General features: G+C 62.0%; 13 protein-coding genes. 12 read left to right on the top strand and 1 reads right to left on the bottom strand.

Annotation, left to right across the window (positions count from 1 at the left end; all coding sequences use genetic code 11):
• Window positions 1-56 precede the first annotated feature (56 nt).
• The 8 genes from ACV1FX_RS29390 (at window position 57) to ACV1FX_RS29355 (ending at window position 9,483) form a co-directional block, all read left to right on the top strand.
• Window positions 57-1,064: an ABC transporter permease gene (locus tag ACV1FX_RS29390; protein WP_473121076.1), complete on the top strand. Its 1,008-nt coding sequence runs from the start codon at window positions 57-59 to the stop codon at window positions 1,062-1,064.
• A complete protein-coding gene (locus tag ACV1FX_RS29385) occupies window positions 1,061-1,861 on the top strand; it encodes an ABC transporter permease (protein WP_473121057.1) in 801 nt (266 codons plus the stop codon). The genes ACV1FX_RS29390 and ACV1FX_RS29385 overlap by 4 nt, the downstream gene beginning before the upstream one ends.
• On the top strand, window positions 1,858-2,841 hold the full coding sequence (locus ACV1FX_RS29380; RefSeq protein ID WP_473121056.1) for an ABC transporter ATP-binding protein: 984 nt from the start codon (window positions 1,858-1,860) through the stop codon (window positions 2,839-2,841). The genes ACV1FX_RS29385 and ACV1FX_RS29380 overlap by 4 nt, the downstream gene beginning before the upstream one ends.
• Window positions 2,834-3,652, top strand: coding sequence for an ABC transporter ATP-binding protein (locus ACV1FX_RS29375; protein WP_473121055.1), 819 nt, complete (start codon window positions 2,834-2,836; stop codon window positions 3,650-3,652). The genes ACV1FX_RS29380 and ACV1FX_RS29375 overlap by 8 nt, the downstream gene beginning before the upstream one ends.
• 563 nt (window positions 3,653-4,215) lie before the next feature.
• Window positions 4,216-5,967 (top strand): ABC transporter ATP-binding protein, encoded by a 1,752-nt coding sequence (locus ACV1FX_RS29370; RefSeq protein ID WP_473121054.1) that lies wholly within the window; start codon window positions 4,216-4,218, stop codon window positions 5,965-5,967.
• Complete coding sequence (locus ACV1FX_RS29365) at window positions 5,936-7,621, top strand: ABC transporter substrate-binding protein (RefSeq protein ID WP_473121053.1); 1,686 nt, start codon at window positions 5,936-5,938, stop codon at window positions 7,619-7,621. The genes ACV1FX_RS29370 and ACV1FX_RS29365 overlap by 32 nt, the downstream gene beginning before the upstream one ends.
• A gap of 60 nt (window positions 7,622-7,681) precedes the next feature.
• Window positions 7,682-8,668 (top strand): ABC transporter permease, encoded by a 987-nt coding sequence (locus ACV1FX_RS29360; RefSeq protein ID WP_473121052.1) that lies wholly within the window; start codon window positions 7,682-7,684, stop codon window positions 8,666-8,668.
• 44 nt (window positions 8,669-8,712) lie between these two features.
• Complete coding sequence (locus ACV1FX_RS29355) at window positions 8,713-9,483, top strand: ABC transporter permease (RefSeq protein ID WP_473121051.1); 771 nt, start codon at window positions 8,713-8,715, stop codon at window positions 9,481-9,483.
• A gap of 79 nt (window positions 9,484-9,562) precedes the next feature.
• Here the strand turns inward: ACV1FX_RS29355 and ACV1FX_RS29350 are convergent, their stop codons facing one another.
• Window positions 9,563-10,471: a LysR family transcriptional regulator gene (locus ACV1FX_RS29350; RefSeq protein ID WP_473121050.1), complete on the bottom strand. Its 909-nt coding sequence runs from the start codon at window positions 10,469-10,471 to the stop codon at window positions 9,563-9,565.
• Between the two features lie 78 nt (window positions 10,472-10,549).
• Between ACV1FX_RS29350 and ACV1FX_RS29345 the strand changes: the two genes are divergently transcribed.
• The 4 genes from ACV1FX_RS29345 (at window position 10,550) to ACV1FX_RS29330 (ending at window position 15,566) form a co-directional block, all read left to right on the top strand.
• Complete coding sequence (locus ACV1FX_RS29345; protein WP_473121049.1) at window positions 10,550-11,899, top strand: FAD-dependent oxidoreductase; 1,350 nt, start codon at window positions 10,550-10,552, stop codon at window positions 11,897-11,899.
• Between the two features lie 109 nt (window positions 11,900-12,008).
• Complete coding sequence (locus tag ACV1FX_RS29340; protein WP_473121048.1) at window positions 12,009-12,380, top strand: DUF1330 domain-containing protein; 372 nt, start codon at window positions 12,009-12,011, stop codon at window positions 12,378-12,380.
• A 19-nt stretch (window positions 12,381-12,399) separates the two neighbouring features.
• Complete coding sequence (locus tag ACV1FX_RS29335; protein ID WP_473121047.1) at window positions 12,400-13,905, top strand: amidase family protein; 1,506 nt, start codon at window positions 12,400-12,402, stop codon at window positions 13,903-13,905.
• Between the two features lie 2 nt (window positions 13,906-13,907).
• A complete protein-coding gene (locus ACV1FX_RS29330) occupies window positions 13,908-15,566 on the top strand; it encodes an MFS transporter (protein ID WP_473121046.1) in 1,659 nt (552 codons plus the stop codon).
• The last annotated feature ends 12 nt before the right edge of the window (window positions 15,567-15,578 follow it).

Here is a 15,578-nt window from a genome sequence, read left to right as displayed (position 1 = left end):
CGAGCCAAGGTTCGTATCGGACGGCGAAGAGAAAGATGCGTACTTCCTTGCTCAAGATGTTTGGCCGACGAGTGGTGGCGACACTGCCCGTCGCCGCCGGGGCGCTCATATTGACATTCGCGGTCATGCGTCTCCTGCCGGCCGATCCCGCGGCCTATCTGGCGTCCGGCCCGGGAATGGGGCAGGTAGAGATCGAGGCTATCCGGCACAAGCTCGGCCTCGACCAGAGTCTACCGCGGCAGTTTCTGCTCTACAGTCGCGATGTACTGAGCGGCGATCTAGGCGTGTCGACCACGACCGGGCATCCTGTTCTGGAAGATATCCGCCGCCGTCTTCCGGCTTCGCTCACCCTGGCGCTCGGCGGATTCCTGCTGGCAGTCATCGTTGGACTGCCGTTCGGTATCGCCGCGGCGGCGCGCCCGGGCGGATTTGCGGACCGGGCAAGCCGCCTGCTGACCGTCCTGTGCGGTGCATTGCCCGGCTTCGTCACCGGGCTGCTGCTGATTTACGTCTTCTATTTTCAGCTCGGGTGGACCAGCGAGCCGACCGGCATGCTGGATGCACGCATCGCGGCGCCGTGGCCGATCACGGGCGTGCCCCTGATTGACTCAATCATTGCCGGAGATGCGAAAGCTTTCGTGTCGGCACTTGGGCGTACGGTTCTGCCCTGCGTGACGATGGCATCCTTCGCCATTGCTCCATTGGTGCGGATCACGCGCTCGACGCTGCTCGAGGTGCTCGCCAGCGATTTCATCCTGTCTGCAAAGGCGCTCGGACTTCCGCGGTCGATGGTTCTGCTGCGCTACGGCTTACCGAACGCATTACCGCCGATCCTGGTCATGATGGGGCTGATATTTTCGGCCATGCTCGGGGCCAATGTCATCGTCGAAAAGGTGTTTGCTTGGCCGGGCGTCGGCTCCTATGCGCTGGAGGCCTTGCAAGGCGCCGACTTCGCTGCGCTCCAGGGATTTGTTCTGCTGGTGGCCGGTCTCTTCGCCCTGGTCAATCTGCTGGTCGATGTGCTGTGCCTGCTGGTGGATCCCCGCGCGGCGAGAGGCGCATGAGAGCGGCATTCGTTATCGCCTCATTGGTGGCCCTTTTGCTGCTTGCCGTGGCCGGTCCAACTTTCGTGCCGTGGCCGCCCGCAGCAACCTCGATCGCGCATCGGCTGGAATCGCCCTCGTGGCTGCACTGGCTGGGAACTGATGCACTTGGCCGTGACGTATTATCGCGGCTGGTGGTGGCGGCTCGAACGGACCTGTTCGCCGCGGGATCTGCGGTCGCGCTTTCGGTAATCGTGGGGGCGCCCATCGGGGTGGCCTGTGGATATTTCGGCGGACGCATCGACCGGTTGGTCGGCCGCATCGTCGACGTATTGATGGCGTTTCCGCTCTTTGTCGCCGCGATGGTTCTGGTAGCGGTGCTCGGCAATAGCCTCGGTAACGTGATCGCTACGACCGCAATCATCAACCTGCCGTTCTACATTCGCCTGACAAGGGCTGAGATCGGCTCTCGCCGCGAGGCCGCCTATGTGGCCGCCGCCAGACTGGGAGGGGCGGGGGAGTGGACCATCGTGACAGGCGTTCTGCTCCCCAACATTCTGCCGACATTGGTGACGCAGATGTCGGTTAATTTCGGATGGGCCATTCTCAACACCGCCGGCCTGTCATTCATCGGGGTCGGCATCCGCCCGCCCAATCCGGAATGGGGCGTGATGGTGGCTGACGGCGCGCAATACCTGCTCTCCGGACAATGGTGGATCGCGCTGGCGCCGGGTTTTGCTCTCTTTGTCGTGGTCTACGTCTTAACGCTGGCCGGAGACGCAGCGCGCGACTGGCTCGATCCCAGGCGAGCGCGATGATGCCCGCGACGGTGTCGTCTCCTCTTCTCGAGGTCAAAGATCTCACGCTTGAACTCCGGCAGGCATCGGGCCGCAGCTTTACGTTACTCGACCACGTCCATTTTTCGCTTGAACGCGGCGAGACGCTGGCACTGGTTGGCGAGAGCGGATCGGGTAAATCGATGACGTCGGCTGCCGTGATCGGCCTTTTGCCATCTTCCGCCAAGGTGACCGCTGGCAGTGTACGCCTGAACGGCGAGGAACTGCTCGGCCTCGCGCCAGAGCGCATGAGGCAGCTTCGGGGCGCGACGATGTCAATCGTCCTGCAGAACCCGGCACGCGCGCTCAATCCGATCCGCAGCGTCGGCCGGCAGATCGAGGACGTGCTGCGGAATCACCGACCGCAGTCGCGTGCGACGGCGCGCGCGCAGGTGGACTCCCTTCTGGGGCGGGTCGGCCTTGCCGGCCGTTCAGGCGCATTCCCGTTCGAGCTGTCCGGCGGCAGCAGCCAGCGCGTGATGATTGCCTTGGCCCTGGCGGCTTCTCCGCAACTCCTCATTGCCGACGAGGCGACTACAGGGCTCGATACCACGACGCAGAAACTGGTTTTGGATCTTCTTGCCGATCTCTCGCGCGAACGGGGGCTTGGAGTTGTTCTCATCACCCACGACCTTGCGTTGGCGAGCGAACGCAGCCACCGCATCGCGGTGATGCATGCGGGGCAGGTCGTCGAGCGTGCGCCGGCGAGGCCGTTTGAGCCAGTGCACCCTTACGCACGCGCACTTCTTGCCGCAACGCCGGTGCCAGGTCGGTTGTTGACCGATATCGCGCCGGTTGCGGGAGAGGCGCCCGATCTTGGCCGCGCTGACCTTCCCGCGTGCCGTTTCTACGATCGCTGCCCGCTGCGCGCGCCGGTGTGCGCGCGGAACATTCCCCTCTGGCGGGCTGTCGCGCCCGACCATTGGGTGGCGTGCCATGCGAGTGGAGCGACCTATGCTTGAAGTGCGCGGATTGACCAAGACGTTCGGCGCCGGGCCGAGCCTTCGCCGCGCGGTCGATGATGTCAGCTTTGAGCTGGCGCGCGGCGAGGCCCTGGGCGTTGCGGGCGAGAGCGGCTCGGGCAAGACTACGCTCGGCTGGCTGATTGCCCGACTACTCGATTGTGATTCGGGAACGGTACGTTTCGACGGCGACGATATTGGCGTGCGGTCGGCTCGCCACGCCGCCGCCTCTCCTTGGCGTTCCAGGATTCAGTTTATATTCCAGGACGCCGGCGCGGCACTCGATCCCCGCGACGATGCGCTCACCGCCGTGGCCACGCCGTTACGGCGTCTGAAGCGGTTCTCACGGCAGGCCGCCGAGCTACGGGCGGCTGCAGCGCTGAATGACCTCGGGCTTGAACGCTCCCACTTCAATCGGCGGCGCCACGAACTTTCCGGCGGCCAGTTGGCCCGCGTTGGCATTGCCCGCGCGCTGGCACTGGAGCCCGATCTGGTAATCCTCGACGAGCCGACCGCCGCGTTGGATGTCTCAGTGCAGGCCGGTGTGCTGCATCTCTTGGAACGCCTGCGCAGCCAGCATGGTCTTTCGTATTTGTTCATCTCACACGACCTGAACCTGATCCGGCTCTTATGCAGTCGCGTTCTCGTCATGCGAAGGGGTAAGGTGGTCGATTGCGGCCCGGTCGACACAGTTTTCGAGCGTCCCTCGCATCCGTTCACCGCTGAGCTGATTGCCGCGATCCCCCGGATTCTGAGCCATGCGCCTGGAGACGCCTCGGGGACGATACTGCTCAGGCGATCGACGCAATGACGGCGTTCGCCAACTCGACACAACCAATACCGCCTGGTCCGTCGGTATGGCGGAAGTAGCCGAATATGATTGAATAGGTCGGCGGTCGTTCGATCTCCGCGCGCGTCAGGCTGGACCTCCCCATGGGCAGGCAGTGCTGTCAGCTCTGCATCGAAAAAATGCAAGCGCTCAAGCTATGGCTGCACCTCGATGAGCTCGCATCCTAATTCTCCCAGGCGTAAGCGATGTGCGGTCTCGTCTTTCAGTTATGTGGCACCTGAAACGGTGCCCTTGATGAGTTAGAGTTCCTCGTCCGGATCGGTCCATTCGAGGTTTCTTATCGACGACGGTTTGGAAATTAATCATCCAATGTGCGGCTGCTCGACAGAGCATCTCTGCCATTCTCGGAAAGAACTACGGCAAGCTTTATGCCCAAGAAACTGATAGATATTTCGAACGTTTGATACTCGCTCGCCTAGCGCGTGCTGCGCAGGACGATGGCCTTCCGGGATCGCTGCACGATAGAAATGCCAAAGAACAGTGCAGGGAGTCTCGCGGCTGCCCCGGTCCTCAGCTTGCGAGGGTTGACGATCGATTTTCCGGCCGCTCGGGCGGTGGATGGGCTCGATCTGGATCTCATGGCGGGGGAGATGCTCGCCTTGGTCGGCGAATCCGGCTGCGGCAAGTCGACGACAGCCCTTGCGATTTTGCGCCTTCTGCCGCGGTCGGCCAGAATAAGCGGGCAGATCGAGGTCGATGGACGCGACATCGGAGCACTAAAGCCGCGGGAGCTGGCAAAGCTGCGTGGGCGTGACGTGGCGATGGTTTTCCAGGAGCCGATGAGCTCACTGAACCCGCTGCAGCCGGTTGGACGTCAGATCGCTGAAGCGATCATGCTTCACGAACGGATCTCGCGCGCAGACGCGCGTAAGCGTGCGATCGCCTTGCTGGAGCAGGTGAAACTGCCCGAAGCAGCGCGGCGGGTCGACGACTACCCGCACCAGTTATCAGGCGGACAGCGGCAGCGTGTGATGATCGCTATGGCTATAGCTTGCCGCCCGAATGTGTTGATTGCAGACGAACCGACAACTGCGCTGGATGTCACGATCCAGGCGGAGATTCTGGAACTGATCGACGGGTTGCGGCGCGACCTTGGCATGGCGGTGCTGCTCATAACCCATGATCTAGGCGTCGTGTCGCGATGGGCTGACCGTGTCCTCATCATGTACGGCGGCAAGAAACGCGAGGAAGGCCCGTTGGTCCGGATCTTTGCTGAGCCGCAGGATGGGTACACGCGAAGCCTCATCGCGGCTTCCCTGCATGGTGCGGATGAGCGCTTGCATTACAGTCGCCGGCGACTGGCCGAGATCGTGCGCACACCGGAGGGAGGGTTCGCCCTGACACGTCCTGTCCCACGCCAGGTACAGGTCACCCACGAGACCGGATTGCTGCTTTCGGTTGAAGGGCTGCGGGTCAGCTATGGGGAGGGCACGACCTATCATGAGGCGGTGCGCGGCGTCACCTTTGATGTAAGGCGCGGTCAGACTGTGGGACTTGTCGGGGAGTCGGGTTGCGGTAAATCGAGCCTTTCGCGAGCAATCCTCGGTCTTACGCCAACGAGCGCAGGCCGTATCCTTTTCGACGGCACAAATCTGGCGGGGCTTTCGCGCAAAGCGATGGCGCCCTGGCGACGCCGGATGCAGATGATTTTCCAGGATCCGTTCGGGTCGCTCAATCCACGGCATCGAGTTGAGGAGATCATCGGCCATGCATTGCGCATCCACGGGTTGACCGATCGGCACGAGCGCGACCGGCGCATTCGAGCAATTCTCAACGATGTTGGCCTGCCGAGCGACGCAACGCGGCGTTGGCCCCACGAATTCTCAGGGGGGCAGCGGCAGCGCATCGGCATTGCCCGCGCTCTGGTGTTGCGTCCCGAGCTCGTGATCTGCGACGAACCGGTCTCCGCACTTGATGTCTCGATCCAGGCTCAGATTCTGAATCTGCTGGTCGAGCTGCGTGAAGAGTACAAATTATCGTACATCTTCATAAGCCATGACCTTTCCGTTGTGCGTTATATCTCCGACCGCGTGATGGTGATGGAGAGCGGCTCCATCGTCGAAAGTGCCGGTGTCGATTGCATCTGGCGTTGCCCCGAACATCCCTACACCCGCAAGTTACTGGCCAGCGCCGCGGCAGCACCGCCTCCGCGAGCTGAAAGAACGATCCGGAGCGAGCGCATTCGCATCAGCGAACCGCAAACACCTGGCTATCCCTCTTCACCGAACGATAGGACAACTGATCATGAAGAAGTTTCCTTTTTGGCCCGCGGGTAACGGCACGTTAACGGGCGCGCGTCTTGGGCGTCGTGGCTTTCTTGGGCTAACGAGTGCGTTGCTGGGCTCGACCCTGCTGAGTGGCTTCCCGCATGCCGCATATGCGCTCGACAAGGCGTTGCCGAACACGGTCGAGGGGGCCAGGGCAGGCGGAGCGCTCAGTGCGGTGATCCACCCCGAGCCGCCGACAATTGCCGCCTTCATCAACACTTCCACGCCCGGCCGCGCGGTATTCAGCAAGATATTCGATGGCCTGCTGGATTACGGTCCCGATCTCTCACCTCGTCCTCAACTTGCCGAAAGCTGGGAAACCTCAAAGGACGGCCTCGTCTGGACTCTGCATCTGCGTAAGAACGTCTTCTGGCATGACGGAACTCCCTTCACTTCGGCTGACGTGAAATTCTCGGCCGATATCATCTGGAAGCAATATGCTCCCACCGCCCGGCGCGTGCTGCGGCATCTGACCTCAACCGAGGCGCTCGACGAGCATACCATCGTCCTGAACTTGTCCGAGCCAACGCCAGTGCTGATCAATGCGCTCGATGTGGTTTCGGCGCCGGTCCTGCCGAAGCATCTCTACGAAGGCACCGATATCCCGAACAATCTGCACAACAATGCGCCGGTCGGCACCGGTCCGTTCGTGTTCAAGGAATGGGTGCGCGGTAGTCACATCGCGCTCGAGCGCTTCGGCAAGTACTGGCAAGCAGGCCGCCCCTTCCTTGACAAGCTGACCTGGAAGATCATCACCGATGTGGCTGGTCGCGCCAACGCGCTAGAAACCGGCGTGGTGCAGTATGGTGAGCGCAACCCCGTGACCTTCGCCGACGCAGACCGCTTCAAGAGGAGCGACAAGCTCGTCGTTTCGACTGACGGCTATAACGGTTTCTCAGGCACGCTATGGTTGATCCCGAATTGGCGCGACCCGATCTTGGGCAACCACAAGGTACGGGCCGCCATCCTGCACGCGATCAACCGCGACCTGCTTACTAAAACGGTCTGGGGCGGCTACGCGGTGCCTGCGACCGGACCGGTGTCGTCCCTGCTTAAGGGGTTCTATCAACCCGATACCGAGCAATATCCCTACGACAAGCCGAAGGCCGAGCGGTTGCTTGACGAAGCGGGCTATCCGAAGCAGGCCGACGGTTGGCGCTTCAAGCTGACGCACGACTATATCCCCTTTGGAGACGATTACCGTCGTACTGGCGAATTTGTCCGCCAAGCACTGCGTGCGGTGGGTATAGACGTCGAGCTACGCTCGTTGGACCTAGCGACATGGACGAAGAACGTCTTCACCGACTACAGTTTCCAGCTCGTCAGTTCCTGGGGTGTCAACTGGCAGGACCCGCAGCTCGGCATTGAGCAGCACTTCTGGTCGAAGGCGGAATCGAAGGGTACGCCATGGTTCAACGCGTCCGGGTACGCGAACCCGAAGGCCGACGCGCTCTTCGAGGATGCGCAGAGTCAGACCGATCCGGCGAAGCGCGTCGAGGACTACAAGGAATTGCAGAAGGTCGTGCAGCGGGATTTGGCGCGGCTCGACCTGTTCGAATTCCGCTGGTTCGGAGTCTGGGACAAGAGGCTGCGCAACGTGACCGACACCTTTGATCACAGTCAGAACAATTTTGCCAACGTTTGGTGGGACCAGATTGCCTGAGCTAGATCGCTTGCAGCATGGAAACCACAGACGTAGCGAATACATCAATCTAGGACCTCCATGGCTCGACGGTTCTTGTTTCGCCTTCTACATTTCGCTGGCATCGTGTTGGCGATCACGGTGCTCAACTTCGCTCTCCTGAAGGCGCTACCCGGCGACCTGGCCGACGTCGTCGCGACAGAAAGTGGCGCGGCCTCGACGGCACAGGTGGCAGAGATGCGTGCACGCTTTGGGCTCGACCGGACATTGCCCGAACAGCTCCTGTCGTATGTCGGCGGGGTGCTTCAGGGCGATCTGGGTTATTCCTTCCGCTTCGGTGAGCCCGTGGCGAAGCTGATAATAGAACGCCTTCCTGCGACGGTGGTCCTCGTGAGCATCGCAATGGCGATCTCGGTCGTGGCGGGGATGGGGCTCGGCATGTTGGCGGCGCGGCAACCGAATGGTCTCGTGGATGTTGCGCTGTCGGCGCTTTCCACGCTGGGATACTCCGCGCCGATGTTCTGGACGGCACTGATGCTGATCGTGGTCTTCGGGGTCAAGCTGCCGTGGTTTCCGGTGGGTGGGATCCGCGACGTGAGCGCGGGCCATGCTGGGCTACGGGACCTCGTTGACGTAGCTTGGCACCTGGTGCTGCCAGTGGTCACGTTGTCGATCTACTATGTTGCAGTCTATGCACGGTTATCGCGCGCTGCGTTGATCGAGCAGTTGTCCGAATACTACGTCCGTACCGCCCGCGCCAAGGGCGCGCGCGAAGGGCGGGTGATGTTCGGCCATGCGCTACGCAACGCGATGCTGCCCGTGCTGACCATGTTGGGCTTGCAATCGAGCGCGGTCCTTGGCGGCTCGATCGTAGTCGAGACGGTCTTCGCTTGGCCTGGGCTCGGCCAACTTTCATTCGAGGCGATCCGCAGCCGAGACGTGCTCCTGTTGCTTGGAATACTCCTGCTCTCAGGCACGCTTGTGGTGCTATCGAACATAGCTGTCGACATCCTGCAGATGCGGCTCGATCCGCGGCTTCGCCGTCGCATGACGGAACGCCCGACATGAAACCTCGCTTCCTGAATCCTGCGATCTTGTTCGGGGCAAGCGTCATGATCGGTGTCGCCCTGATGGCGCTGTTCGCGCAAAAGCTTTTCCCAGGTGATCCGATGGACATGGTGGCTGCACCCTTCGTCTGGCCCGGCCAGGATGAGTCGGTACCGCTCGGTTCCGACTTGATGGGACGTGACCTCCTGGCTGGCATCTTCCACGGCGCGCGCGTCTCGCTTCTTGTGGGGGGATTGGCCGCGCTGATTTCGCTGGCGATTGGCTTGCTGGTCGGATCGGTCTCGGGCTTTTACGGCGGACGGGCCGACGCGGTTTTGAGCCGGGTGACCGAGTTCTTTCAGACAATTCCGTCGTTTCTGCTGGCGATAATTCTTGTCGCGATCCTGCAGCCTTCAATCAAGACTATTATCGTCGCGCTTGGTGCAACCTCCTGGACCGGAGTCGCGCGGCTCGTGAGGGCCGAATTCCGCACTCTGCGCGAGCGAGAGTTCGTCCTCGCAAGCGAGGCTCTCGGCGCTAGCGATCTCCACCTGATCATTCGCGAAATCCTCCCCAATGCCTGGACGCCGGTTATCGTCTCGGCAGGGATCCTTGTTGCACAAGCGATCCTGTCCGAGGCTGGTCTGTCCTTTCTAGGTCTCGGCGATCCCAATTTGATTAGCTGGGGTTCGATGATCGGCACCGGACGCGATGCTCTCCGCACGGGTTGGTACATGACCGCGATCCCGGGAGCGGCAATCATGCTGACTGTGCTTGCGCTCAACCTTGCGAGCGACGGCATCCATGCCGCGTTCAATCCGAAGTCAGCCAGTTGATCTCCCGAAGCTTCTCAACGAAAAAATCCGATCGTCGGATGCGCAGTGACCCCGACTAAATTAGTGATATTTGCGTGGGTTACTGGTGATCGGTGTGATCGGATCGCTGCTCGATCTGAAAATTTCGTCTGATGTGCTTGAGCAGGGCGGTCGTCCTTGGCCGGCCCAGTCGATCGAGTGGTATCATCGCTTTGATCCAGAGATCCGGAATCAAAAAACTCCTGAGGACTTTGACAACCTCACCACGCTCGGTGGCCGATGCGGCGACATAGTCGCTGAGGAGAGCGATTCCCATGCCGTTCCGAGTCGCCTGAAGCAGAAGCGTCATGTCGTTGCTGCACAGGCGCGGCTTGACATCGATGCTGATGAGGCCGGTCTTGTGTCGGAATGCCCATGTGGATCCGGCCGGTCGATAAGCAAGGCATTGATGCTCCGCAAGTTGCGCAGGATGACGCAGCTCCGGCTTGCCGGCCAGGTACCGCGGACTTGCATACAGACTCCGCCGTAGGGGCCAGAGGAATTCGTCCGCAACACCGTTGAAGCTGTCGGGGAACGCAGTGATCGCGATGTCGATTCCTTCGGCCACCGGATTCATAGGGCCATCGATCGAGAGGAGCTCGATGTTCACATCGGGATGTGCTCTTGCAAAATCATAGATCACGTCGTTGAGCCGGAGATGCCCAAGTGTGGCCGGTACCTTGACGACGAGGGGGCCGGAGAGGCGCTCGACGCCCCTCTTGGCCTCGGCGATGGCTTCGTCATGTGCCTCCAGCGCGGTTGTGAACCGGGACAGATGGTGTTCGCCCGCTGCGCTAAGGGTCACCTTGCGAGTGGTTCGATGCAGAAGCGACACGCCCAGCATGTGCTCGAGCTGCATGACCCGCTTCGTCACGACCGAGGGTACGAGGTCGAGCAGCCGAGCTGCCTCCGTAAAGCTTCCTGTCGTTGCGACGGCGACGAAAGCTCGCATTGTGGCGATCGTATCCATCTTTCACGCTCCGCGAATACTGAGTTGCCCGATCCGGGCTTTATCCGACCTCGAACATTTCGTTAGCTTCACCGTGATATGGCGCGGCAAGCGAGCCGTAGAGAGGAAGTCTCGTTCGACATGATTGAGCCTCGCAGGATCGAGCTTGTTGCGGAGCCTCCGCGAGACGTTTCCGTCAGCGCCGACGTCTGTGTCGTCGGCGCGGGAGCAGCGGGTATCGCGGCCGCGATCGAAGCCAGCCGTTTGGGCCTGCGCGTCTGCCTGCTCGATGCTCTTCCGGAGATCGGCGGCCAGTCCGTGAACGGCCTGATCGGGACTTTCTGCGGCTTCTATTCGACCGGATCCGCTCCCTATCAACTCACCTACGGCTTCGCCAATGAAATGCTGAGCGAATTGCGGCGCCGCAACGCTCTGGCACTCAGACCGGGGCGGAACAGCCTGGTTGCTCTCTATGATGAAACCGAGTTGGCGGCCGTCTACGCTCAGGCTCTTCGCCAAGCGGGAGTCGACGTCATCCTCGGCGTAGTCATTCAGTCGGTATCCCGCAGTGTCGATCGGATCGAGCGACTGCTGGCTCACACGCGCTATGGCACGGTGGAGGTCGCGGCCGGAACGTTCATCGATGCCAGCGGCGATGCCGTCGTGGCGGCCCTTGCAGGCGCACGCCTGCAGGTGGCGGACGTTCCGGTCTATGGCACCAGCATGTTCGCCATCGAAGGGGTCGGGCAACCGGTTCCACCGCGCGCGGAAATCATCGCTCGACTGTCCGAACGGGCAGGGGACTACGGCCTTCGTCGCAGGGACGGTTTTGTCTTCGCCTTTCCTGGCCGCAACATCTGTCTCGTCAATCTCAACCACTACCAGACGCCGCTGGACTCGGTGGCGATGACGGCGCGAGCGCTCGAGGCCCGTGGCGACATCGACCGGGCGCTTCGTTTCCTCGTCGAAGAGTTTCCGGCGTCTTTCGGCAAGTCGCGCGTCCGCAGTGTTGGCCAACCCGGCGTCCGCCAGACGCGCTGCATGGTCGGTCGACGCACGTTTCGTACGGCCGATGTTCGCAAGGGAACGCGGGCCGACGATGCAATCGCGCGCAGCGCCTGGCCGATCGAATTCCACGGCAGTGAAGAAGGGGTCTATTGGGAAGAGTTTCCGGCCGGCCATCTCACCTGGATCCCTCTGTCCTGCATGATTGCTGCGGATTTGCGCAATCTCATTGCGGCCGGCCGCTGCGTCGATGCAGAGCCGTTTGCATTGGCTGCCATCCGCGTCATCGGTCCATGCATGGCGATGGGTGCGGCAGCGGCCGCCGCCGCCCGGGTTGGGCAGGGCGACCTGCATGCCATCGATCCAGTCGCCGTGCAGTCCATCGTGGCCGACAACCTGTCCCGCGCCGATCCCGCACCGATCATTGCGAGTGCCGGGGGCTAACCGTACCGAGCATGCGTTCCGGTGAGCCGGAGCTGAAGTTGACAATCGATCACCAACTGCCACAGATTAGGAATGATCGTTCCGAAAAGCAAGCCGAAAGGAGCAAGACATGCCTGCCTATTTCGTAATTGAGCTTGACGTGGAGAACGGTCCGAGCCTGGACGAATATGAGAGGGAAGTGACCCAGCATGTCGTTGCCGCAGGCGGCCGCTTTCTGGTCCGCGGAAACGACTATCGGCCGATCGAGGGTAACTGGCATCCCAAGCGAATCGTCATTGTCGAGTTTCCGGATGTGAACGCGATCGAGCGCTACTACCACTCGGAGCCGAACCAGATTCTCAAGCGCAAACGGCTCGCCGGCACCGCCGGCAAGCCGGCACGTGCGATCGCGATTGCGGGGTTGGAAACGACCCGCGAAGGATCTGGTGGCGCGCCTCGCTATGTCGGCACCGACGCCAGTGGAGCGGCGGTCTGGCGCTAAAATGTTGGGATCGGGGCGCATGCCGAGGACTGCCGTCCGCCCGTCGGAGCCAGCGAGCCAGCTCACAGAGCTCTCGTTGGCGCAGGCCGCTCGGCTGATCTGCGAGGGCGAGGTGACGAGCCTTGCTTATGCCGAGGCCTTACTGGATGCCTGCGACAGGGGGGCGCAGCTCAATGCGTTCATCTCGATCGATGCGGAGATGGTGTGCGATCAGGCCCGGGCCGCCGATCTCCACCGTGCCCGCGGCCTGCCGCTTGGCCGCCTGCACGGGGTGCCGATTGCGATCAAGGACAACATCAACACTGCGGAATTGCCCACCAGCGGCGGCACAGCGGCGCTGCGGCACCATCGGCCGGCCAGTGACGCCATCGTCGTCGATCGATTACGCCGGGCGGGCGCCATCCTGCTCGGCAAGACCGGGTTGCACGAATTGTCGATGGGATGGACGGGCGACAATCCCAACTTTGGGCGGGTGCGCAATCCGCATGCCCCGGATCATATCGCCGGTGGCAGCAGCAGCGGAAGTGCTGCCGCAGTCGCCGTTCGCATGGCGCCAGCGGCGCTCGGCACTGATACCAACGGCTCGATCAGAATCCCGGCTTCGTTTTGCGGGGTCGTCGGCTATCGCCCCTCGTTCGGCCGGTACCCCCTGGACGGCGTGATGCCGCTCGCGCGCACGCTGGATACCGTGGGGCTCATTGCGCGCGAGGTCGCGGATATCAAGCTACTCGATGACGTGATGCACGTTGCTGCGAGCGGGCAGCCGGTCGCGCGAAGCTTGTCGCGCAACCCCCGTGTCGGCATCGCGCCCGACTTCTATCTCGGCAACCTCGATCGCGAGGTCGAGCGGATATTCACCGACGCGGTCCAGCGGCTCTCGACAGCAGGCGTGGAGATCGTCTGTGCCGACATTCCCGAATTGCATGAGCTTGTCCCCGGTACGGCGGCCTCCATTATCGCCCACGAAGCCCCCGAGATGCTGGAGCTCTATCTCGCGGCTCACGCCCCGTCGGTCACGATGGCGGCGCTGGTCGCTCGGCTGGGCGACGACCTGCATCTCAAGTCAAACGATCCTTCCGCTCTGGCTGCGGACTATTGGCGCGCCATCGAGCGGCGGCAGCAGCTATTGGCCGTCTATCGCCGCCACTTCGCCGACCACCATTTGGACGCGCTGTTGCATCCGGTTCTGCCGATGGCCGCGCCATTGCAAGCGGCAAAGCGCGTTTCGCCAGCACCCGATGTGGAGATCAACGGCCAGACGGTGCCGGCGAAGCTCGCTTATGGCCGCAATGTCGCCCCGCTGAGCCTCGCGGGCGGCGCGGCCCTTGTGTTGCCTGCAGGCATCACCAAAGCGCGCCTGCCAGTCGGCATATGTCTCGAAGCTCTGTCTGGACATGACGACGCGCTGCTCCAGCTCGGTCTGGAAGTGAACTCTATCCTGGGCCCGCCGCCTTGCCCTCTCCGCAGCAATGCCGGCGTGCCCGCAAGATCCATTGCCGGTCCATCCGCATGTGAAAGGGACTAATGATGAGCATTGATATCGCAACGCCGCATGTGCAGGTTTCGGCCATGACGAGAGAGGAGCGGCGCGTCATTCTCGCCTCCAGCGTCGGCACCGTCTTCGAATGGTACGACTTTTTTCTCTACGGCGCTTTGGCGACCACGATCGGTGCGAAATTCTTCAGTCCGTTCGATGAGGCGACCCGCAACATCTTTGCGCTGTTGACCTTCGCCCTCGGCTTCCTGGTGCGGCCATTCGGCGCGTTGGTGTTCGGCCGGTTCGGCGATCTGATCGGCCGCAAATACATCTTCCTGACGACGATCGCGATCATGGGCAGTTCCACATTGATCGTGGGCCTGTTGCCGACATCCGACCAGATCGGCATTGCCGCGCCCATCGTTCTCATCACCCTGCGGATCCTGCAGGGGCTCGCGATCAGCGGCGAGTTTGGTGGTGCTGCGATCTACGTTGCCGAGCATGCGCCGCCTGGCCGCCGAGGCTTCTATACCGGGTGGATTCCGGCCTCCATCGCCTTCAGCTTGTTGCTGTCCCTGACGATCATTCTGCTCACGCAGAGCGTGCTCGACGAGGCGCAGTTCAAGTCTTGGGGATGGCGGATTCCGTTCCTCGCGTCTCTGGTGCTCCTTGCGCTCTCACTCTGGATCCGCCTGCGGCTCAACGAGAGCCCGGCCTTTCTGAAGATGAAGGCCGAGGGCCGCCAGTCGCGCGCGCCGGTGCGCGAGGCGCTCGGACGCTGGAAGAACATCCGGCTGGCGTTGATTGCGCTGTTCGGTATGACGACCGCCACCGCGGTGCTTGGCTATACCGGTACGTTTTATACGCTGGTCTTCCTGACCTCGACATTGAAGGTCGATGCCTATTCGGCGAACCTGCTGTTCGCGACCGCCATGATTCTTGGCTCCGCAGGTTGCGTTTTCTTCGCATGGCTGTCCGACCATATAGGCCGCAAGCCGATCATCCTCACGGGATGCGCAATTGCCGCCATCGGGTATTTCACGATCTTCGATGCCCTTGCTCAACGTGCCAATCCGGCGCTCTACCATGCCCAAGCGACAGTGATCGTCGAAGTTCACGCCGATCCTGTAACCTGCGCATTTCAGTTCAACCCGGCCGGCACCACGAAATTCACCAGCCCCTGCGACATCGCCAAGGCGACGCTATCGCGGGCGTCGGTCAGCTATCGCAATGTGCAGGAACCTGCGGGAACGCCGGCATCCGTCAGCGTCAATGGTGTCAGCGTCGCAGCGGGCCCTGATTTCGCAACTCGGATTGCCGAGCAAGTCAGGCAGGCCGGCTATCCCGCTGCCGGCGACCGCGACACGCTGCGGCTCACGGGCATCGCCGACCTGCTCACACCGCGTGCGTTGCAGATTGTCGGCCTGTTGCTGGTGCTTGTGCTCCTGGCACAAATGGCCCAGGGGCCTGCGGCAGCAGGGATCGTCGAATTATTTCCGACGAATATCCGTTACACCGGCATCTCCTTGCCCTACCAGATCGGGACCGGCTGGATCGGTGGTCTGCTGCCGGCGACGATGTTCGCAATGAACGCGGAATCAGGCAGCATGTATTTCGGCCTCTGGTATCCCATCGTGTTTGCAGCTTCCACGTTTCTGGTCGCACTGTTCTTTCTGCCGGAGACCAGTCAGATCGATATTGCGGATTGATATCTCACATTT

Source organism: Bradyrhizobium ingae (assembly GCF_055791185.1).
Note: the sequence above shows the minus strand (reverse complement) of the source record. Positions and strands in the feature narration are given on the sequence as shown.

Bases quoted from the DNA above. Each gene is read 5' to 3' on its own strand.
- ACV1FX_RS29390 (WP_473121076.1), top strand. From the start codon at position 57: ATGTTTGGCCGACGAGTGGTGGCGACACTGCCCGTCGCCGCCGGGGCG.
- ACV1FX_RS29385 (WP_473121057.1), top strand. From the start codon at position 1,061: ATGAGAGCGGCATTCGTTATCGCCTCATTGGTGGCCCTTTTGCTGCTT.
- ACV1FX_RS29380 (WP_473121056.1), top strand. From the start codon at position 1,858: ATGATGCCCGCGACGGTGTCGTCTCCTCTTCTCGAGGTCAAAGATCTC.
- ACV1FX_RS29375 (WP_473121055.1), top strand. From the start codon at position 2,834: ATGCTTGAAGTGCGCGGATTGACCAAGACGTTCGGCGCCGGGCCGAGC.
- ACV1FX_RS29365 (WP_473121053.1), top strand. From the start codon at position 5,936: ATGAAGAAGTTTCCTTTTTGGCCCGCGGGTAACGGCACGTTAACGGGC.
- ACV1FX_RS29360 (WP_473121052.1), top strand. From the start codon at position 7,682: ATGGCTCGACGGTTCTTGTTTCGCCTTCTACATTTCGCTGGCATCGTG.
- ACV1FX_RS29355 (WP_473121051.1), top strand. From the start codon at position 8,713: ATGATCGGTGTCGCCCTGATGGCGCTGTTCGCGCAAAAGCTTTTCCCA.
- ACV1FX_RS29350 (WP_473121050.1), bottom strand. From the start codon at position 10,471: ATGGATACGATCGCCACAATGCGAGCTTTCGTCGCCGTCGCAACGACA.
- ACV1FX_RS29345 (WP_473121049.1), top strand. From the start codon at position 10,550: ATGGCGCGGCAAGCGAGCCGTAGAGAGGAAGTCTCGTTCGACATGATT.
- ACV1FX_RS29340 (WP_473121048.1), top strand. From the start codon at position 12,009: ATGCCTGCCTATTTCGTAATTGAGCTTGACGTGGAGAACGGTCCGAGC.
- ACV1FX_RS29335 (WP_473121047.1), top strand. From the start codon at position 12,400: ATGCCGAGGACTGCCGTCCGCCCGTCGGAGCCAGCGAGCCAGCTCACA.
- ACV1FX_RS29330 (WP_473121046.1), top strand. From the start codon at position 13,908: ATGAGCATTGATATCGCAACGCCGCATGTGCAGGTTTCGGCCATGACG.